At 68.1% G+C, this 20,284-nt stretch carries 15 protein-coding genes, 1 tRNA gene and 1 pseudogene; 6 read left to right on the top strand and 11 right to left on the bottom strand.

Annotation, left to right across the window (positions count from 1 at the left end):
• Positions 1 to 25: 25 nt before the first annotated feature.
• Positions 26 to 1,261: a DNA polymerase domain-containing protein gene (locus tag LI94_RS07790; RefSeq protein ID WP_046300838.1), complete on the bottom strand. Its 1,236-nt coding sequence runs from the start codon at positions 1,259 to 1,261 to the stop codon at positions 26 to 28.
• 67 nt (positions 1,262 to 1,328) lie between these two features.
• Between LI94_RS07790 and fadD2 the strand changes: the two genes are divergently transcribed.
• Positions 1,329 to 2,999 carry a long-chain-fatty-acid--CoA ligase FadD2 gene (gene fadD2 / locus LI94_RS07785; protein ID WP_024441421.1) on the top strand — a complete coding sequence of 557 codons (1,671 nt, stop codon included), beginning with the start codon at positions 1,329 to 1,331 and terminating at the stop codon, positions 2,997 to 2,999.
• 13 nt (positions 3,000 to 3,012) lie between these two features.
• On the opposite strand, the gene LI94_RS07780 is transcribed toward fadD2, so the two are convergent.
• From LI94_RS07780 to LI94_RS07765, 4 genes are all read right to left on the bottom strand, one after another.
• On the bottom strand, positions 3,013 to 4,023 hold the full coding sequence (locus LI94_RS07780) for a TQO small subunit DoxD (RefSeq protein ID WP_152664780.1): 1,011 nt from the start codon (positions 4,021 to 4,023) through the stop codon (positions 3,013 to 3,015).
• Positions 4,024 to 4,226: 203 nt separating this feature from the next.
• Positions 4,227 to 6,425, bottom strand: coding sequence for an acyl-CoA dehydrogenase (locus LI94_RS07775; protein WP_046300836.1), 2,199 nt, complete (start codon positions 6,423 to 6,425; stop codon positions 4,227 to 4,229).
• A gap of 60 nt (positions 6,426 to 6,485) precedes the next feature.
• A complete protein-coding gene (locus LI94_RS07770; protein WP_192830939.1) occupies positions 6,486 to 7,433 on the bottom strand; it encodes a 2-hydroxyacid dehydrogenase in 948 nt (315 codons plus the stop codon).
• Positions 7,434 to 7,435: 2 nt separating this feature from the next.
• Entirely contained in the window at positions 7,436 to 8,077 is a 642-nt protein-coding gene (locus LI94_RS07765) for a TetR/AcrR family transcriptional regulator (RefSeq protein WP_046300835.1), read from the bottom strand.
• A gap of 91 nt (positions 8,078 to 8,168) precedes the next feature.
• Here LI94_RS07765 and LI94_RS07760 point away from each other — a divergent pair, with 91 nt between their 5' ends.
• Entirely contained in the window at positions 8,169 to 8,744 is a 576-nt protein-coding gene (locus LI94_RS07760; protein WP_024441426.1) for a VOC family protein, read from the top strand.
• Between the two features lie 133 nt (positions 8,745 to 8,877).
• Here LI94_RS07760 and selB read toward each other — a convergent pair whose 3' ends face one another.
• From selB to LI94_RS07745, 3 genes are all read right to left on the bottom strand, one after another.
• Positions 8,878 to 10,674 carry a selenocysteine-specific translation elongation factor gene (gene selB / locus LI94_RS07755; RefSeq protein ID WP_046300844.1) on the bottom strand — a complete coding sequence of 599 codons (1,797 nt, stop codon included), beginning with the start codon at positions 10,672 to 10,674 and terminating at the stop codon, positions 8,878 to 8,880.
• Between the two features lie 2 nt (positions 10,675 to 10,676).
• Complete coding sequence (gene selA, locus LI94_RS07750) at positions 10,677 to 11,984, bottom strand: L-seryl-tRNA(Sec) selenium transferase (RefSeq protein WP_046300834.1); 1,308 nt, start codon at positions 11,982 to 11,984, stop codon at positions 10,677 to 10,679.
• Between the two features lie 22 nt (positions 11,985 to 12,006).
• Positions 12,007 to 12,101, bottom strand: a tRNA-Sec gene (locus LI94_RS07745).
• Between the two features lie 175 nt (positions 12,102 to 12,276).
• Here LI94_RS07745 and selD point away from each other — a divergent pair.
• On the top strand, positions 12,277 to 13,257 hold the full coding sequence (gene selD / locus LI94_RS07740; protein WP_046300833.1) for a selenide, water dikinase SelD: 981 nt from the start codon (positions 12,277 to 12,279) through the stop codon (positions 13,255 to 13,257).
• 72 nt (positions 13,258 to 13,329) lie between these two features.
• Complete coding sequence (locus tag LI94_RS07735) at positions 13,330 to 13,707, top strand: hypothetical protein (protein WP_052739899.1); 378 nt, start codon at positions 13,330 to 13,332, stop codon at positions 13,705 to 13,707.
• 16 nt (positions 13,708 to 13,723) lie between these two features.
• On the opposite strand, the gene nrfD is transcribed toward LI94_RS07735, so the two are convergent.
• Genes nrfD through fdh form a run of 3 tightly spaced genes read right to left on the bottom strand, consistent with a single transcriptional unit; the run spans position 13,724 to position 19,037 of the window.
• Complete coding sequence (gene nrfD / locus LI94_RS07730) at positions 13,724 to 14,779, bottom strand: NrfD/PsrC family molybdoenzyme membrane anchor subunit (protein ID WP_046300831.1); 1,056 nt, start codon at positions 14,777 to 14,779, stop codon at positions 13,724 to 13,726.
• Positions 14,776 to 15,747 carry a 4Fe-4S dicluster domain-containing protein gene (locus tag LI94_RS07725; protein WP_046300830.1) on the bottom strand — a complete coding sequence of 324 codons (972 nt, stop codon included), beginning with the start codon at positions 15,745 to 15,747 and terminating at the stop codon, positions 14,776 to 14,778. The genes nrfD and LI94_RS07725 overlap by 4 nt, the downstream gene beginning before the upstream one ends.
• Entirely contained in the window at positions 15,747 to 19,037 is a 3,291-nt protein-coding gene (gene fdh / locus LI94_RS07720; protein WP_239651178.1) for a formate dehydrogenase, read from the bottom strand. The genes LI94_RS07725 and fdh overlap by 1 nt, the downstream gene beginning before the upstream one ends.
• Positions 19,038 to 19,127: 90 nt before the next feature.
• On the opposite strand from fdh, the gene fdhD reads away from it, so the two are divergent.
• Both fdhD and esxG read left to right on the top strand, forming a co-directional pair.
• The gene (fdhD, locus tag LI94_RS07710; protein WP_046300843.1) at positions 19,128 to 19,949 is read left to right on the top strand and encodes a formate dehydrogenase accessory sulfurtransferase FdhD; all 822 of its coding nucleotides are present in this window, start codon (positions 19,128 to 19,130) and stop codon (positions 19,947 to 19,949) included.
• A 239-nt stretch (positions 19,950 to 20,188) separates the two neighbouring features.
• A pseudogene (gene esxG, locus LI94_RS07705) lies at positions 20,189 to 20,284 on the top strand (type VII secretion system protein EsxG); the annotation flags it as partial.

Genomic DNA, 20,284 nt, shown 5'->3' with positions numbered 1-20,284 from the left:
AGCGACTGCGCGCAGTGATCGCCGATCAGCCTTCGGCTCCCTTGCGGTCCCAGGGACTGTAGTCGGCGATCAACTCCTGCTGGGGCGGGCGCTGCGCCTGCGCGACGTGCTGCAGGTTGATCCGGACCCGGTACCAGATCGAACTCGGGCCGCGCATGCCGTCGAGCAGAACGTCCTCGGGCGCCAACTGTTTCGCCGCTGCGGCGTGCCGTTCGCGCCAGACGTCCAAGGCTGCCATCGCCTCGTCACGAGTCCTGGTGCGGGCGATCTCGATCAGGGGCAACGGTGACGTACGCCGGCCGCCGACATTTCTTCGCGAGCCGCGCGGTGCCTTCTCCGCCGGGCCCTGCTCTGCGGCCAGCTCCAACAGGGACTCCAGCCCACCGACGGCGTCGTTCATGCCCGCCCAGGGGTCGCCGATCTGCGCTAAGCGGTCCGGGACGGTATCCACGGTGAACGACGCCGGGTCGGCGTCGGCGACCTCGTCCCAATACAGCGGCGTCGACACCCGAGCATCAGCCGTGGCCCGCACCGAGTAGGCCGAGGCGACCGTGCGGTCCTTGGCGTTCTGGTTGAAGTCCACGAAGACGCCGTGCCGTTCCTCCTTCCACCACCGGCTGGTGGCCAACTGCGGTGCGCGCCGCTCGATCTCGCGGGCCACCGCCTGTGCCGCCAGCCGGACCTGCGAGAACTCCCACTGCGGGGCGATCCGCGCGTAGATGTGCATGCCGCGCGAGCCGGACGTCTTCGGCCACGCCGTCAACCCGTGATCGGCCAGTACTTCACGGGCCAGCAGGGTGACCTCGACGATCTCCGGCCAGCCGACTCCCGGCATCGGATCGAGGTCGACGCGCAGCTCGTCGGGGTGGTCGAGGTCGTCGGCGAGCACCGGGTGCGGGTTGAGATCCACACAGCCGAGGTTGACCACCCAGGCCAGCCCGGCCGCATCGTCGACGACGACCTCCTGCGCCGACCGGCCCGACGCATAGTGCAGCTCTGCGACCGACACCCAGTCCGGGCGGTTGGCGGGTGCCCGCTTCTGGAAGATGGCCTCGGCGTCGATGCCGTCGACGAAACGTTTGAGGATCATCGGCCGTCCGGCCACCCCGCGCAGTGCGCCGTCGGACACCGACAGGTAGTAGCGAATCAGATCGATCTTGGTGCGTGCAGCGGCGCAAGGTCCACCGGGGAACACCACTTTGTCCGGGTGGGTGACCACCACCCGGCGTCCCGCGACCTCCAGCGACATCCCGCCGGCCATGACGTCATGTTAATAAGAGGCGACCATCCGCCGCCCGACGGCGATCTGCGTCACATAAGGTTGTCCCATGGCTAAGCTCACTGACCTGCCCAGTCAGGCTCTAAACAAGCTCGGTCGCTATCTCGAACGCGGTGGCGCCGAGTTGCATTACCTGCGCAAGATCCTGCAGTCCGGCGCGTTGAAGCTGGAGTCCCCGCGGGTCATCGCCAGTGCACTCGCTGATGGAGCGCGCTGGGGCGAGCTGGGAATGATTCCCGCGCTCAATGCCCGTCGTAGCCCGAACGGCGTCGCCGTGATCGATGACGACGGCAGCATCACGTTCAAAGAGCTGGATGACGCCGTCAACGCGGTGGCCAACGGCCTGCTCGCGATGGGGGTGCGTGGCGGTGACGGGGTGGCGATCCTGGCACGCAACCATCGCTGGTTCCTGATCGCCAACTACGGCGCTGCCCGGGTCGGCGCCCGGCTGATCCTGTTGAACAGTGAATTCTCCGGCCCGCAGATCAAGGACGTCTCCGAACGCGAAGGCGCCAAACTGATCATTTACGACGACGAGTACACCGCCGCCGTGGCGCAGGCCGAGCCGCCGCTGGGCAAGCTGCGGGCGCTGGGCGTCAACCCGGACACCGACGAACCGTCCGGCAGTACCGACGAGACGCTGGCCCAGCTGATCGCGCGGAGCAGCAAGGCGCGGGCGCCCAAGATCACCAAGCACGCCTCGATCATCATCCTGACGTCCGGTACCACCGGTACCCCCAAGGGTGCCAACCGCAGCACCCCGCCCACCATGGCGCCGATCGGCGGCATCCTGTCGCACGTGCCGTTCCGTGCCGGTGAGGTGACGTCCCTGCCGTCGCCGATGTTCCATGCGCTGGGCTATCTGCACGGCACGCTGGCGATGTTCTTCGGCTCGACGCTGGTGCTGCGGCGCCGCTTCAAGCCGGCCACCGTGCTGGAAGACCTGGAGAAGCACAAGGTGACCGGCATGGTCGTCGTCCCGGTCATGTTGTCCCGAATCCTCGACCAGCTGGAGAAGACCAGTCCCAAGCCGGACCTGTCGAACCTGCGGATCGTATTCGTCTCCGGGTCGCAGCTCGGCGCCGAATTGGCGACCCGGGCCATGAAGGACCTGGGCCCGGTCATCTACAACATGTACGGCTCCACCGAGGTCGCGTTTGCCACCATCGCCGGCCCAGCCGACCTGCAGTACAACGCCGCGACGGTGGGCCCGGTGGTCAAGGGCGTCAAGGTCAAGATCCTCGACGACAACGGCAATGAACTACCGCGGGGCGAGGTCGGCCGGATCTTCGTCGGCAACTTCTTCCCTTTCGAGGGCTACACCGGTGGCGGTGGCAAGCAGATCATCGATGGCCTGCTGTCCTCCGGCGACGTCGGCTACTTCGACGAGCGCGGGTTGCTCTACGTCAGTGGCCGCGACGACGAGATGATCGTCTCCGGCGGCGAGAACGTCTTTCCTGCCGAAGTCGAGGACCTGATCAGCGGACATCCCGACGTGATCGAGGCGACCGCGTTAGGTGTCGAGGACAAGGAGTGGGGCGCACGGCTGCGGGCTTTCGTGGTCAAGAAGGAAGGCTCCAGCGTCGACGAGGACACCATCAAGGTTTACGTCAAGGAGCACTTGGCTCGTTACAAGGTGCCCCGCGAGGTGGTCTTCCTCGAGGAGTTGCCGCGTAATCCCACCGGCAAGATCCTCAAGCGCGAACTGCGCGACCTGTAGGCGCGGTTCCAGCTCAGGGAACGGTTTCGATCGCCCGTTTCCAGGTGGCACCGCTGATATCGGTGAGGACGAGCGTGTACGAGTGCGCGCCGTCCCACCGGGCCGGGCCGGTGTCGATGGTCAGCTGTGCTTTGGCGCCCAGCGGGACGACCAGGCTGTGCGGGCCGGATTTCACCTTGGCCACGTAGCGGTTGGCGATCGCCGCCTCAGGTAGTCGGCTCAGCTGCGCGCCGTCCAGCTGTACTACGGTTTCGCCGGTGGCGTCATCGAGGACGCTGACGCCGATCAGGAATGAGCCGTAGACGTCCGCGCCTTCGGTTCGGTAGAGCTGGAATTGCAGGCTGTTGCCGACGACCCGGGCTTCGGACACCTCGATCTTCGGCGCGACCGACTTGTTGTGTAGCGGCCCATACACCCCGCCGTGGAACTGCTGGTTGGTGAACAATGCCAACGCCAAAATGGCAAACGAGCCGATGAGTATTGCTGGCGTCTTGATGGTGACCGCGCCGGACGTCAGCCAGTGGAGCCGTGTTTGCTGTGCGAGCCGCGGATACTTCGCGGAAAGGGCACGATCCATCGCGTAGTGTCCGCCGCCGCTCAAAAACAGCATGAAGCCGCTGGCCACGCCCAGGATGCCGATCTGCCACTCGTCGAGGCAGGTGGTGCCCAGCCAGCCGGCGCTGAGCAAGATGCCGAACGCCAACCCCAGCATGGCCAAGCTCATGACCCTGGTGAACAAGCCGACGATCACGCAGACCCCGACGATGCCTTCCACGATGGTGAACACCGTCATGGCTACGGCGAGCAGGCCGGGATGGGTCAGCAGATGCTCGATGATCGGGCCGATGCCAAGCGCGTTCGGGAGAAAGTGGTTGAACTTCTCGCCGACATAGCCAGGGACGTCCGGATTCAATTTGTCTTCGAGGCCGACTCGTCTCCAGAAGGCGGAGAAGTATGTCCAGCCGATGACTAGGCGGACGGGCAGCGCGAAAAGTGCGGCGGTATTGAAATGGCTTGCGGTGATCTTATTTTCGTCACCAGCGTCAACGGTCACGTAAGCAGTCCTGAGGCATTCGTTCGTGGCGATTCGCCCGCCATGCTAGCAGCGCCGTCAGAACCTCAGCCGAAACCCGTTGCCCCGTCGAACTGATTGCCGAGTGTGCGTTTTCGTTGGCAAAAGAGCCTTTTCGCCACCGAAACCGCACACTCGGCGCCTCTGGCGACCCTTTACGGGTCGCGGGGGAGGCCAAGCAGACGCTCGGCGATGATGTTGAGCTGGACCTCCGAGGTGCCGCCGTAGATGGTGGTGGCGCGGCTCATCAACAGGTACTCGGCCCACTTGCCGGGCAGCTGCTCACGATCGCCGATCGCGGCATCACCGGCGAACGTGCCGACCGCGAACTCGGCGTAGCCCTGTCCGGTGCGCATCGACAGCAGCTTGGACACCGCAGCCGCCGGCATCGGGTCCTTGCCCGCCAGGGTCAGCAGCGTCGAGCGCAGGTTGAGCAGCTTGGCGGCGTGCCCTTCGGCGATCAGCCGGCCGGCGCGGCGCTGTTCGCCCCCATCGAACTGGCCATCGCGGATGAACTCCACGAAGCCGTCGAGGCTCGCCAGGAACGGCATCTCGGATCCGCCGATCGACACGCGTTCAGCCGTCAGCGTGTTACGGCTGACCTCCCAGCCGCGGTTCACCTCGCCGAGCACCAGCTCGTCCGGGATGAACACGTCGTCGATGAACACGGTGTTGAACATCGCTCCGCCGGTGAGTTCACGCAGCGGGCTGACCGTCACGCCCTCGGCCTTCATGTCCAGCAGGAAGTAGGTGATGCCGTCATGTTTCGGAGCGCTGGAGTCGGTCCTGGCCAGTAGCGCCCCCCACGAGGAGAACTGCGCGGCCGAGGTCCAGATCTTCTGTCCGCTGACCCGCCAGCCGCCGTCGACCTTGGTTGCCTTGGTGGTCAGGCTGGCCAGGTCTGAACCGGCGCCGGGTTCGGAGAACAGTTGGCACCAGATCATCTCGCCGCGGAACGTCGGTGGCAGAAAGCGCTGCTTCTGCTCCTCGGTGCCGAACGCCACGATCGACGGGATCAGCCACGCAGCGATACCCATCGCCTGGCGGCGCACCCGGCCGGTGGTGAACTCCTGTTCGATGATGATCTGCTCGATCGGCTCGGCGGCCCGCCCCCACGGCTTCGGCAGGTAGGGCAACACCCAGCCGCCCTCGGCGATCGCGACCGTGCGCTCGTCGTGCGCCATGGCCTTCAGCGCTGCGACCTCGGCCCGGATCTCGCCGCGCAACTTCGCGGTATCGGAGTCCAAGTCGATGTCGATCTTGCGCATCCCACCGGCAGTGGCGGTGTCGACGACCTGTTGGGGGTAGATGGACCGGGAACCGAAGGAGGCGGCCAGTATCAGCGCTCGCCGGTAGTACACACCCGCGTCGTGCTCCCAGGTGAAACCGATTCCGCCGTGCACCTGGATGCAGTCCTGGGTGCAGTGCTGCGCGGCGCTCGGCGCCAGGGTGGCCGCCACAGCGGTCGCGAACTCCACGGTCGAAACCGCAGCCTCCCAACCATTCTCATTCGCCTCATCGATAGCGCGGGCGGCATCCCACACCGCGGCGGTGGCGCGCTCGGTGTCGGCGATCATCTCCGCACACTTGTGCTTGATGGCCTGGAACTGGCCGATCGGCCGGCCGAACTGCTCGCGGATCTTGGCGTAGTCCGCCGCGGTGTCGGTGGCCCAGCGAGCCACCCCGACCGCCTCGGCAGACAGCAGCGTCGCGATCAGCGCGTGCGCGCGCGCCGACGAGAGGTTACGCAGGACCGCGGTGTCGGCGATCTCGACGCCGTCGGCACGGACGTGGGCGATGGGACGCAGCGGGTCCACGCTTGTCACCGGCTCAATCTCGAGCTGGTCGGCGGGCAGCGCCACCCACACCTCGGCGCCGTCGACCAGCACCGGCGCCACCAGCAACGACGCTTCAGCGGCGGCCGCGACGGCGCGGGCCTGGCCGCGGATCACCAGACCGGACCCCGCAGCGGTGCCGGTCAACCCCGGATTGAGGGTGTAGCTGGCGATCACCTCTCCGCCGGCCAGCCCGCTCAGCTCGGCTGCGGCCGGATTGTCTGCGGCGATCAAGGCGCTGGCGATCGCGGACGGCACAAACGGCCCGGGCACTGCCCCGTAGCCGAACTCGGCGAGCACCACCGCCAATTCCAGGATTCCGAAACCCTGGCCGCCGGCTTCCTCGGCCAGGTGTACGCCCGCCAGGCCCTGCTCGGCGGCGGCCCGCCAATACGGCGGCGGATTCTGGATCGGGGTGTCCATCGCGGCGTGCAGCATCTCGGACGGCACAGCCCGGGCCACGAAGGACCGCACGGAATCGGCGAGGTTTTGGTGCTCAGAAGTGATCGCTATCGGCATTGATTACGCCTTTCGGTGTGTACGTGAAGTGAATCTAACAACCAGTCGGTTGGTTGACTACTACGGTTGGTTGACGACGTGGGCCAGGGGCTGCCCGTCGCGCAGCCGGCGGCAGTTGTCGAGCGCCGCAGCCAGGTAACGCCGCATGGTGTCGGCGGTGTACCAGCTGACGTGCGGGGTCAGCACCACGTTCTCCAGCCCGAGCAGCGGATTGTCCGAGGTCACCGGCTCGACGGCGAACACATCGAGCCCGGCGCCGGCCAGCCGCCCGCCCCGCAGCGCTTCGGCCAATGCGGCTTCGTCGACGATCGGACCGCGCGCGGTGTTGATCAGCACGGCCTCGGGTTTCATCTGCGCCAGGGCAGTCCGGTCGATCAAGCCCTCGGTGGCGTCGGTCAGCGGAACGTGCAGCGAGACGATGTCCGATGCGGCCAGAAGTTCCGGCAGCGGCCGCCAACCGGGCGTGCCGTCATCGCGGGTGCTGGTGTGCAGCACCTGCGCGCCCATGGCGGCCACGATCCCGCCCACCCGCTGGGCGATACTGCCGAAACCGACCAAGCCGACGGTGCAACCGCCGATGTCGCGGCAGCGCTCGCCGAGATCGGGGTCGGTCGGCCAACCGCGGACCTCGCGGGTCGCACGATCCAGCGGCAGCAGTCGGCGCAGCACGGCGAGCATGAGCAGCACGGTGCCCTCGGCGACCGATGCGGCATTGGCGCCAGGCATGTTGGATACCGCGATGCCGCGTTGGGTCGCGACGTCGACGTCGATGGTGTTGATGCCGACACCGAACTTGTGCACCAGTCGCAGCCGAGGTCCGCTTCGCAGGTCGTCGCCCGAGAGCGGCCGCAGCACATGCCAGAGCACCTCGGCATCAGCCAGTTCGCGACGAAACGTGACGTCGTCGTCGGCGGCGCACCACCGGATGTCCAGCCAATCAGACTCGGGTGCAACGAATTCCTCGACCTTCGGCCCGGGAATGAAGTGCGCCAGCACTCGCAACACCATGCTTAGGAAGTCTCCTCGGTGTAGATGGCTCGATAGAACACGTTGGCCAGCGTACGAATACACGCTGCGTCATTGGGACCGTCGTCGTCGCGGGAGGTGGCGAGCTGGACATAGCAGAACTGGTTGAGCATCGACACGATCGCCACCGCGAGCAACGCCGGGTCGTCATCAGTGCAGTAACCCTCGGACTGGGCACGCTTGACCGTTTCGGTGATGTGGCCGACGGGAACCGCGCAGATCTCCGCCCAATACCGGGCGAAGTCGTCGTTGACCATGGCCAGCTGGGAGACGCCGACCATCTCTGCCAGCCGGTTGCGGTAGGTGTACCAATGCGCGGCCGTGGCCTGCTCGATCCGTTCGCGGTTGGTCTGCCCGTGCCGCACCGTGCTGGAGGCGCGCTCGCCGGCCTCGTCGCGGAAGCGCAGCGCCCATTCGCGGACCATCGCCTCCTTGGAGTCGTAGTAGTTGTAGAACGACGCTGCCGATCGGCCGGCCTCGGCCGTGATGTCGGCGATGGTGGCTGCCAGGACTCCCTTGCGGGCGATCACCGCGCGCGCCGCGGCGTCGATCGCGGCTTGGGTGCGTCGACCCCGGTGTGTCGGCAACGGGTCGCGGCGGCCAGGCTGCTCGGGGCTGGTCGACACCGGAACACACCTCCTGTCTTGGTAGGGCTGGATCAAATCTGAATCTGATGTTAGATTCAGTTTCAGTTCTTGACCAGAGGAGTGTTCGCGCATGATCAAGCCGCACGGTGTCAACACCGAATTCGAAATCAGCGGGATCAACCACGTGGCGATGGTGTGCTCCGACATGGAACGCACCGTCGACTTCTACAGCAACATCTTGGGTATGCCCCTGATCAAGTCGCTTGACCTGCCCGCCGGTATCGGTCAGCACTTCTTCTTCGACGCCGGTAATGGGGACTGCGTGGCCTTCTTCTGGTTCCGCGACGCCCCCGACCGGGTGCCCGGGATCTCATCGCCGGCGGCCATCCCCGGAATCGGCGAGATCACCAGTGCGGTGAGCACGCTCAACCACCTGGCCTTCCATGTGCCGGCGGACAAGTTCGACGCCTACCGGCAGCGATTGAAAGAGAAGGGCGTGCGGGTCGGCCCGGTGCTCAACCACGACGATTCCGAGTGGCAGGCCAGCCCGACGCTGCACCCGGGAGTGTACGTCCGCTCGTTCTACTTCCAGGACCCCGACGGAATCACGCTGGAATTCGCCTGCTGGACCAAGGAATTCACCGGCGACGAAGAGCATGTCGCACCCAAGACGGCAGCCGACCGGCGCGTCCCGGCCAGCACCTAGAAACTGCGTCTTCGCGGCGCAAGGCTGATCACCCGGCCGGGGGCGTCGAGGCAGGTACCGATGGCGGCGGCCGGCGTGGTGGCGCACAATCGCGACGTACCGGGCATGTTGCTAGCAGACAGCAGGCGTTGTATCAGCGCACCACTTCCCGGTACACCGCATCGATTCGGCGGGTCCAGCCTCGGGCATCGAGGTGTTCCAGCAGCGGGATCGCGACCCGTCGGGTGGTGTTCAACGCCTGCTTGGCCTGGGTTGCGGTGAAAGGCTGCGCCAGCGAAGCCAATTCACGCATCGCCAACGCCGGGGCAGTCGGGAGCAGCACCAGATTCTCGGCGAGCCGCAACAACCGCCCGACCCGTTCGGCCGCCGCCAGCTCCCGGACACCCAGGTGCAAAGCGGACAGGTCGTCGGCCTCCGGGGCGTGAAACGGGGCCGCCGCCAGCCGGGATTCCAACTCGGCGATCGCCTCCTCGGCAGGGCCGAGATCGCCGGGACCGTCCGGCAGCCGAATCAGCCCGTCATACTGCGCCAACCCCGCGCCGGCTATCAGCTCGTCGAGCAGTGCGGGATCCGGCAGCGACAGCAGATCCGCCGCTGCGCCCCGCGACAGCCCGGCGGACAGTGGATCACGCTCGCGCAGTTCACGTGCCGCGGCCTGCAACCGGTTCCGCCAAACCTCATACGTCGCGGCGTGCACCCACCAGCCGCCGATCGCCCTCGCCTCCGGCGGTTCCGGGGGGAGCACGTACCCGAGCAACCGCAGCCGGCGCTGCGAGACCGCGCCGCGGCGGGCCACTTCGGCCATGACCCGCAGTGCCTGGTCGGCCGGATCGGCGCCGGCGAGCTCGTCGGCGCGACGGGCCGCGTCACCGCGCCGCCGCAGCGCCGGCGGATCGGCGTCGAGCACCACCACCCCGCCCAGCACGCGACGGGCCCCCGGATCGCGTAGTGCCAGACGATCGGAAAACATCAGCGGGAGTGGGTGTTCCAAAGTGATCCTGGCGTGCTCAGCGTCAAGGAGTCGTAGCCGGGCGGGCACTGCGGCCGTGCCCAGGTGCACCACAAGTCGCTCGGGTGCCTCGGTCAGGGCACAACCGGTGCTGTGCCGGACGTCGACCACGGTGCTGGTCAGCCACTCATCGGAGCTGACCAGGGCGTCCCCGCGGCGCACCTCGCCGGATGACGCCCCGCGCAGATTGACTGCAACCCGCACGGTGGGGCGCAGTGCCGAATGCGCCTCGCCGCAGCTCTGCAGCCCGCGGATGACCACCGCGCGCGAACGCCCACGATCCAGCAACTGCAGGTGATCGCCGGTGGCCAACGCGCCCGCGGTCAGGGTGCCGGTCACCACCGTCCCGGCTCCGGTGATGGTGAACGAGCGGTCCACCCACAACCGAACGCGCCCCGCGCTCGACGGCGCCGGCAGCTCGGCCAGCAGGTCGTCGAGCGCAGCACGCAGTGCGTCCATGCCGGTACCGTCCAGCGCTGACACGGCGACGATCGGGGCGTCACGCAGACCAGTCCGGGCCAGCTCGGTGCGTACCTGTTCGGACACCTCAGCAACACGTTGATCGCCGGCCCGGTCGACGCGGGTGAGCACCACCAATCCCTGCGTAATACCCAGGGCCGCAATGGCGTCACGGTGATCACCGGACTGCGCCCGCCAGCCCTCGTCGGCGGCGACCACGAAGCACACCACCGAGGCCGGTCCCAGGCCGGCCAACGTGTTGGGCAGAAACCGTTCGTGGCCCGGGACATCGACGAAAGCCACCCGCCGCCCCGACGGCAGCGCGGTCCAGGCGAAACCCAGGTCGATGGTCAGTCCGCGCCGTCGTTCCTCGGCCCAACGGTCGGGCTCCATCCCGGTGAGCGCCCGCACCAGGGTGGATTTGCCGTGGTCGACGTGGCCGGCGGTGGCAACTACAAACACGCTCACCCGACCCGGTCGAGCGCGGCCCGCACCGCGGTCAGCAACCGACCGTCCTCGGCCTCCGGCACACAACGCAGATCGATCAGGCAGGCGCCGTCGTGCACCCGTGGCAGCACCGCGGGATCGCCGGTGCGCAGCGCGGTGGCCGCGGCCTCGGGCAGCCGGACCGCCCAGCCCGGCAGCGGGACTCCCGGGGCACCGCCGCCGCCGACGCGGCCGTCGTGGGAGACGACGGTGGCACCGACGGCGGCTGCCAGCCGCTGGGCGCGGGCATGCAATTGGTCGGGGTCGGCGTGCAGCGCCCGGGTCACCGGTGCGGCGGCCCCGCAGACCGTGGCCTCGAGGGCGGCCAGGGTGAGTTTGTCGGCGCGGACCGCGCGGGCCAACGGGTGCCCAGCGAGCTGGGCGATCAGCCCGGCCCGGCCCAGTATCACCCCGGCCTGCGGCCCCCCGAGCAGCTTGTCGCCGCTGGCGGTCACGATGTCGGCGCCGGCGGCAAGCGTGGTCGCGGCATCCGGCTCGTCGGGCAACAGCGGATCGGGGGCCAGGAGTCCACTGCCGAGATCGGCCACCAAGGCGACGTCGTGTTCGGTTGCCAGTGGCCGCAATTGCGCCACCCCCACCGCCGCGGTGAACCCGTGGACGGCGAAATTGCTGGGATGCACCTTGAGGATGCACCCGGTCTGCGGCCCGACGGCCTCGGCATAATCGCGCAGGTGGGTGCGGTTGGTGGTGCCGACCTCTCGCAGCCTCGCCCCGGTGGAGGCGATCAGGTCCGGTAGCCGGAATCCGGCCCCGATCTCGATCAGTTCGCCCCGGCTGACCACCACCTCCCGGCCGGCGGCCAGTGCCGTGGTGGCCAGCACCAGGGCCGCGGCACCGTTGTTGACCACCAGGGCGTCTTCGGCGGCCGGGCAGGCCGCCAGCAGGGCGGTCCGCGCCGCGACACCACGTTTGGAGCGCGCGCCGGAGGCCAGGTCCAACTCGACGTCGACGTACCCGCTGGCCGCCACCAGCGCCTCGACCGCGGCCGCTGAGAGCGGCGCTCGCCCCAGGTTGGTGTGCACCACCACCCCAGTGGCATTGAGCACCGGCCGCAACGTCGTCCCGTGTTGTCCTGAAAGACCCTCCAGGACAGTGCTTTCAACCTGTTCCGGCGCCAGATCGCCGCGTCGCGCCCGATCCTGGGCGTCACGCACCAAGCCGCGGACCACATGCTCGCCCAGTCGGGCACGGGCGGCGCGAACCGCGGGCAGCAGCAACAGTGCGTCGGTGCGTGGAATGGCGCGGCGCGGATCGGCGTCGGTCACGGCTCCTCCTCCGATACGCGGCTGGCGGAGGCGGACGGGAATCGAACCCGCCAGGCCGAGCTACTCGGCCTCACCGGTTTTGAAGACCGGGGAGCCCACCAGGACTCAGACGCCTCCGCTGATCAACCTAGACCTTCGGCCGATTCTGGCGCGATAACGACCGGCCAGGCGAGAAATGCGCCCAGCCCGAGGTTGACCCTCCAGGGCAGAACCCGAGCGCTGCCGAACGCGTTCCGGGAGACATGTTGATCGGTATGTCCCGCGCGGGGGCCCAACAGCTCATCATGGACGCATGACCGAGATGCGATTGACCGGCTATGCCCACGGCGGCGGATGCGCGTGCAAGATTCCCCCCGGCGAGCTGGAAGACGCGGTGCGCGGTTTGACCGGGCAGTCCGGGAAGAACGTTCTGGTCGGCCTCGACGACGGCGATGACGCTGCGGCTGTTTTGGTGCGGGATGACCTCGCCGTGCTGTCCACCGCAGACTTTTTCACCCCCGTCGTCGACGACGCTTATGACTGGGGCCGGATTGCTGCCGCGAACGCGCTCTCGGACATCTATGCGATGGGCGGGCGCCCGGTGGTGGCGATCAACCTGGTCGGCTGGCCGCGGGAAACGCTGCCCCTGGAGCTGATGACCGAGGTGCTGCGCGGCGGTCTGGCGGTGGCCGAACAGGCGGGCTGCCCGGTGATCGGCGGCCATTCGATCGACGACCCGGAGCCCAAGTACGGCATGGCCGTCACCGGGGTAGCCGACCCGAACAGGTTGCTGCGCAACGATGCCGCGCAGCCTGGCCTACCACTGACGCTGACCAAGCCGCTGGGGGTGGGGTTGCTCAACAACCGGCACAAGCGCACCGGCGAGGTGTTCGACGAGGCGATCGCGACCATGGTGGGGCTCAACCGAGACGCCGCCGAAGCCGCCTTGTCGCTGGGGGTCAGGGCGGCCACCGACGTCACCGGGTTCGGGCTGCTCGGCCATCTGTACAAGATGTGCCGGGCGTCGGGGGTGGGTGCGGTGCTCGACCGGTCTGCGGTGCCGATGATCACCGGGGCGCACGAAGCACTACGTGACGGCTATGTCTCTGGCGGCACGCGCCGCAACCTGGACTGGGTGCGTCCACACCTGCGCCCCGGTCCCGGAATCAGTGAAGACGACCTGCTGCTGCTGGCCGACGCCCAGACCTCCGGGGGTCTGCTCGTCGCCGGAGAGCTACCCGGCCACCCGGTGATCGGACATACCGTGGCGGGCAGCGGAATTGACGTGTTATGAGCTGCAACTCTGATAAGTTCCTCGATCACCATGAACCTTTCTCGGCGCATTGTTCGCAACTCGTCTCGCACGGTGGCCATCTGCGCCGCCGCAGCCATCGCCGCCGGGCCGGCATACGCCGATCCGCCGCTGCTCAACGGCGAATACCAGGGCGCCGACCAGGAGTTCGCCTGGACGATCGCCACCAGCTGCAGTCAGGCCGACTGCAACGGAACCGTGTCCAGTAATCAGGGCTGGACCAGTCCCATGAGCCTGACCGACGGGCGCTGGCAGTTCAGCGTCACCAAACCGGACGGGGCGATCTGCGCGGACGGCAACTACGCGCCGACCATCATCCGGGTGTCGATCGACCCGGTTTCGCTCGGCGGTGTGGTCACCAACAGCTCCAACGGGGAATGCCCGGGAAGTACCCTGTCCTCCACGCCCTTTCAGCTACACCAGCTGGGCTGACCCATCCCGGCGGGCCCTAGTCAGCCGTGGTGATCGAATCCCCGGTGATCCCCGCCGCCTGACGCTCCGCCAGCCGGCGCTTCTGCGGCTCGATGGTGTAGCGCGGGTCCTTCGCCGACGCCATGCCGGCTTCGAACACCCCGAAGCGGGTCAGCGCCGAGGCACCCAGCAGCGCCAGCCCCGCCAATGCCGCCACGCCGCGCCTGCGCCCGCCCAGGAGCGTCCCCACACCTCCGGCGATCGCCAGCCGTTCGCTCCACCGCAGCATCGCCCCCGCCCGGCCCTCATGCAGCGGCTCGGCGGCGATCGGGTCCATCCGATGCTCCATGGCCCGGGCGGCGATGACATCGCCGAGCACCCCGAGCACCGCCAGGCGCCGGGCCGGCCCGGCCTCACGTACCGGGGTGGTCAGCATGGCCAAGCCACCCGAGGCCAGGCTCGCCGAGCTGACGAACACAAACGGCAAATCACGGTGCGCGCCATGCCAGGTCGGCGTCGCGGTATCGGCCAGCAACACCGCGGTATAGACGGCCAGTGGCGCCGCGAACACCGCAGCCTCCAAGCCGGCCGGCCGCTCGGCCGCGTGCAGCACGCCGCGCAGCGGGCCCAGCGGTAACCGCCGACCGGTCAACCGATCCAACTCGGCGGCCGCAGCCACCGACGTGCCCGCGCCGAACCCCGCCAGGATCCACGAACCCAGGCTCATCGGCGATGTCAGCTTGATGGTGCGCAGCATGTTGAAAAAGCGCTCCGGGCGGCCGAGGTCGCTGATCAGGGCCGCCGCGCTCAGCACGATCGCCGCCAGCGCCGCCAGCCGCGAATTGCGCCGCAACACTTTTCGGCCGGTCAACTGGGCGCCGGCGGCCAGCAGACCGGAGCCACCCGCCACGCCGCCGAGGAACAGGTAGGCCGCGATCTCGTGTGACCACGGTGCGGGTTTGACCACCGGCCGGCCGTAGTAGGAGCTGAACTGCACGTCGGGGACCATCGGCATCTCACGCCCGCCGTCCCCCCCGCCCCGGCGTCGGCGCCTGCCGCCTCCGCGGCGCGGTCCTTCGGACACCGCGCTCATGAGCGTCCCCCCAAGAAGGCGACCGCCGCGGCGGCCAGCATGCCGGCCGCGGCCAGCGCCGAGCGTTTGAACATCGCCGGCAGGTCGGCGGTGCCCACCCGGGGGTCGGGCGGCAGGCCGTAGACCTCCGGCTCGTCGAGCAGCAGGAAGACCGAGCCGGTGCCGCCGACCCCGTCATGCTCATTGGCGCCGTAGAGCCGGGCCTCGGTGCGGCCCTGCGCATGCAGCTGGGCCACCCGTCGCCGGGCCCGCTGCACCAGGTCGTCGTGATCGCCGAACCGGATGGACTCCGTCGGGCAGGTCTGCGCGCACGCCGGTGTCTGGCCGTCGACCAGCCGGTCGTAGCAGAGCGTGCACTTCTGGGCGACCCCGGTGTTGGGCACCGGGTTCGGGTCGCGGCCGGCCTTCGGCGCGGCGGTGCCGTCGGTGCGACGCTCGATCACTCCGAACGGGCACGCCGGCACACAGTTGCCGCAGCCGTTACAGACGTCGGCCTGCACCACCACCGTGCCGAACTCGGTGCGAAACAGCGAGCCCGTGGGGCACACGTCCAGACACCCGGCGTGCGTGCAGTGTTTGCAGACGTCCGAGGCCATCAGCCAGCGGAACTGATCGGTGTCGGGTGGCGCGCCATCCGTTGCGGCTTCTCGGTCATCGGGCATCTTGGGCATCCCCAGGCTGATCAGCCGCCGGCCGGATTCGCGGGCCTCCTCGATGCGCTCCCGGCTCTGCTCGATGAACGCCACGTGCCGCCAGGTGCTGGCGCCCAGCGCGCCGGTGTTGTCGTAGGACGACCCGAGCAACTCCAGCGGTCCTTCGGCCGGGTTGTGATTCCACTCCTTGCACGCCACCTCGCAGGCCTTGCAACCGATGCAGATCGAGGTGTCAGTGAAAAACCCTTTGCGGGGGCGTGGTGGCGACCACCTGGCATCGGCGGCCGGGTCGGTCGGCCCGGACAATTGGCCCATCAGCCCCGCCCTTCTGGATCGACAGCCGCATTGCCGGTCTCCGGTGTGGTTCCGGAACGGCTTTGATACTCGTAGATCAGGCGCAGCAGTTCCGCGCCCCGCGGCCGCCGGCCCGGTCGGATATCGCAGGAACCGGCCTTGGATTCCTGGATCTGCACGTTGGGATCCAGGGTCACCCCGAGCAGATCGTTGGCGGCGTCGCCGCTGACCATCGCGTCGCCGCCGACCCCCCAGTGGTAGGGCAGTCCGATCTGGTGCACCGTGTGGCCGCCCACACTCAATGGCGTCATCCGGTCGGTCACCAGCACCCGCGCCTCGATCGCCGCCCTCGGCGAAATGATGGTAGCCCAGCCGAAGTTCTCCAGACCCCGCTCGGCGGCCAGCGCGGGGGAGACCTCGCAGAACATCTCCGGCTGCAGCTCGGCCAGGTAGGGCAACCAGCGGCTCATGCCGCCCGCGGTGTGATGCTCGGTCAGTCGATAGGTGGTGAACACGTAGGGGTAGACGTCGGCGCCCGGCTCACCGGCACTGGGTGCCGAAAGATTGTCCTTGCGGGGGAACGTGATTCGGGCGGGGTTGCGCTGCTGACGATAGACCGCGTTGGCGACCGGCGACTCCTGCGGCTCGTAGTGGGTGGGCAGCGGCCCGTCCACCACGCCCTTGGGTGCGAACAACCAAGCCTTGCCGTCGGATTGCATGACGAACGGGTCGTCGCCGGCCAACGCGTCGGGACCGCCCAACGCCGGATTCGGTCGCGCACCGGGCGCCCGGTCGACCACGAAGTCCGGCACGTCGTCGCCCACCCATCGGTGCAGCTGCTCGTCCCACCAGACGTAGCGCTTGCGCTCGCTCCACGGCGCCCCGGCCGGATCCGCCGAGGCGCGGTTGTAGAGGATCCGCCGATCCGCCGGCCAGGCCCAGCCCCATTCGGACTGGCTGGGGCTTGGCCCGCCACGGGGCACCCGGCGGGCCGCCCGGTTGACGCCATCGGCGTACACCCCCGAATAGATCCAGCAGCCTCCTGCGGTAGATCCGTCGGCGCGCAGCTCGGTGTAAGAGGACAACGGCGCACCCGCGCCATCGCCGGTGAGCTGATGGCCGTTGATCTCGGCCAGCACGAACTCTGGGTCGGGCTCACCGTGCTCATTGACCGGGTAGTCCCAGGCCAGATCCAACAGCGGGCGGTCCCGCGGATCGGTGGAGCCGGCCAGGTGAGCACGAATTCGGTTGCCCAGCTTGATAAAGAACTCCAGCTCACTGATGCAGTCCCCCGGCGGGGCGACGGCCTGATGACGCCATTGCAGCAGACGCTGAGTTTGGGTGAACGTGCCGGCCTTCTCCACATGACTGGCCGCGGGCAGGAAGAACACCTCGGTCTCGTTGTCGTGCATGCACAGCTCGCCGGAGGCGATCTCCGGGCCGTCCTTCCACCAGGTGGCCGACTCGATCATGTTCAGATCCCGCACCACCAGCCACTTCAGGTGCGACATACCCAACCGTTGTTGCCGGCCGTTCGCCGAACCGACGGCCGGGTTCTGACCGAGCAGGAAGTAGCCCTCCACTTCGTCGTTGAGCATCCCGGTCACCGCCTGGTAGGTGCCGTGTGGTCCGGTCAGCCGGGGCAGGTAGTCATAAGCCCAGTCGTTGTCGGCGGTCGCGGCGTCGCCCCACCATGCCTTGAGCAGGCTGACCAGATACGCGTCGGCGTTGGCCCAAAAGCCCTTCTGGCTCTTGGATCCGACGCGGTCTAAGTACTGCTGCAGGGTGTCGTCGCGTCCGGCCTTGGGCATCGGCAGATAGCCGGGGAGCATGTCGTAGAGCGTGGGGATGTCGGTGGAGCCCTGAATGCTGGCGTGCCCGCGCAGCGCCATGATGCCGCCGCCGGGCCGGCCCACGTTTCCCAGCAGCAGCTGCAGGATCGCCGCGGTGCGGATGTACTGCGCGCCCAGGGTGTGCTGCGTCCAGCCCACCGCGTAGGCGAAACAGGTGGTGCGTTCGCGCCCGGAGTTGGCCGTGACCGCACGGGCCAGGTAGTCGAACATCGCGGGGTCGATACCGCAGACGTCGCGAACCATCTCCGGCGTGTAGCGCGCGTAATGCCGCTTGAGAATCTGGAATACGGTGCGCGGGTGCTGCAGCGTCTCATCGCGCCGCACGCGGGCGTGTTCGAGTGCCGGACCGCCGCTCCCGAGCGTCTCACCGGCCGAACGTGCCGACGCACTGGTCCCGTGCTCATGGCCACCCCCGGGCGAGCCGATGTCCTCTTCACCGGCTCCTCGACTTTGATAGGCCCAACTCGACGGGTCGTAGTGCCCGGTCTGCGGATCGAAGCCGGAGAACAGCCCGCCCAAATCCTCGGTGTCGCGGAAGTCCTCGCTGATCAGCGTCGCGGCATTGGTGTAGGCGAGCACGTACTCACGGAACCACAGGTCGTGGGTGAGCACGTGATTGATCAGCGCACCCAGCAGCACCACGTCGGAGCCGGCCCGGATCGGAATGTGCTTGTCGCACACCGCCGACGTTCGGGTGAACCGCGGGTCGACGTGGATCACCACCGCGCCGCGGGCCTTGGCCTCCTCCACCCACTGGAACCCCACCGGGTGGCACTCGGCCATGTTCGAGCCCTGGATGACGATGCAGTCGGCATTCGCCATGTCTTGCAGGGTTTGCGTCGCTCCACCGCGACCGAAGGAGGCTCCCAGACCGGGAACCGTGGCGGAGTGTCAAATACGCGCTTGGTTGTCGACCTGTATCACGCCTGCGGCGGTGAAGAGTTTCTTGATTATGTAGTTCTCTTCGTTGTCCAGTGTCGCGCCGCCCAGCGAGGCGATACCCATGGTGCGCCGCAGCGGCCGGCCCTCGGCGTCGTGGTCCTGCCATGCGTTACGCCGCGAGGCGATGAACCTCTGGGCGACCATGTCGATGGCGGTGTCGAGCTCCAGCGGCTGCCAGCCCGTGGCGCGGGGCGCCCGGTAGAGCACCCGGATCTGCCGGCCGGGTGAGTTGACCAACTGCTCGCTGGCCGAGCCTTTCGGGCACAGCCGCCCCCGTGAGATCGGCGAATCGGGATCGCCCTCGATCTGGACGACCTTCTCGTCCTTGACGTAGACACGCTGGCCGCAGCCGACCGCGCAATAAGGACAGACGCTTTGCACCACTCGATCGGCGGTGGCGGTTCGCGGTGCGATGCTGCGGGTCTGTTCGGAGGTGACCGCCGGCCCGCGGCCGAACACGTCGCCGGTGCGCAGTTGCCGGATTACCGGCCACTCCAGGAATTTTCGCTGAACCATCCTTGCAGCGTAGTCCCGCTGTGCTGGCGTTATGTGCTGTTCGGTGCCAACCTGGCACGGCTCTCGAAGCCGACCCGGGATGATGGAGCGATGAGTCGGACGCAGCGTCGGCGGGTCAGCCGCCGAGTCGGAGGGGAGGCGACGCAGCGGCTCGAGACGCTGGCGGTGGAGGAACCTCTGGAGATCCGGCTGGGTGGTGTGCCGCTCACCGTCACCATGCGCACGCCCGGTTCCGATGTCGAGCTGGCGCAGGGCTTTCTGCTGTCGGAGGGGATCATCGCCGGGCGTGACGACGTGCTGAGCGCGCGGTACTGCGGCGAGTCGGACGGCCCCAACAGCTACAACGTGCTCGATGTGACGCTGGCACCGAACGTGCCGCCGCCGGTGGTCGACATCTCCCGGAACTTCTACGCCAGCTCATCGTGCGGCATCTGCGGCAAGGCCTCACTGGACGCGGTACGGCTCGCCAGCCGGTATCACCCGGGCGACGACCCGGTCGGAGTTCCCGCGGCGGCGCTGACCGCGATGCCCGATCAACTGCGTGCCGCGCAGGACGTCTTCGCCAGCACCGGCGGCTTGCATGCCGCGGCTCTTTTCGACTTCACCGACGGCGGCGCGATGCAGGTGGTGCGCGAGGACATCGGCCGGCACAACGCCGTCGACAAGGTGATCGGCTGGGCACTGGAGCGGCGCCGGATACCGCTGGCCGGGACGGTGCTGCTGGTCAGTGGGCGCGCGTCGTTCGAGCTGACCCAGAAGGCGGTGATGGCCGGGGTGCCCATACTGGCCGCGGTCTCCGCACCATCGTCGTTGGCGGTCGATTTGGCCGGCGAATGCGGGCTGACATTGGTCGCGTTTCTTCGTGGCGACTCGATGAACATCTACAGCCGGGCCGACCGCATCCTCGGCTGACCCTGCGGGCCGGAGATCCCACTCTCCGCATTCGCGGCTGTTGTTCCGGTAAAAATCTCGTAAAACGAGGTAAATGCCGTAATATCGATCCTCAGTTATTGACCGGACCGACTCCGCCGGCGTTCGGGCCCGGCAGTGCGGTAGCCGCTCTCAACGACGCGAGCAACGGGCGGTCGTGGCCGCCATGGAACCCGGACGGCGTTGGCCGCGACTAATCGATAGTTGAGAGGAGTGCGGGGATGAGTTTGTTGGATGCGCATATTCCGCAGTTGGTGGCGTCGGAGTCGGCGTTTGGTGCCAAGGCGGCGTTGATGCGGTCGACGATGGCGCAGGCG

This window comes from Mycobacterium sp. UM_Kg27, assembly GCF_000972905.1.
Classification (GTDB): domain Bacteria; phylum Actinomycetota; class Actinomycetes; order Mycobacteriales; family Mycobacteriaceae; genus Mycobacterium.
Note: the sequence above shows the minus strand (reverse complement) of the source record. Positions and strands in the feature narration are given on the sequence as shown.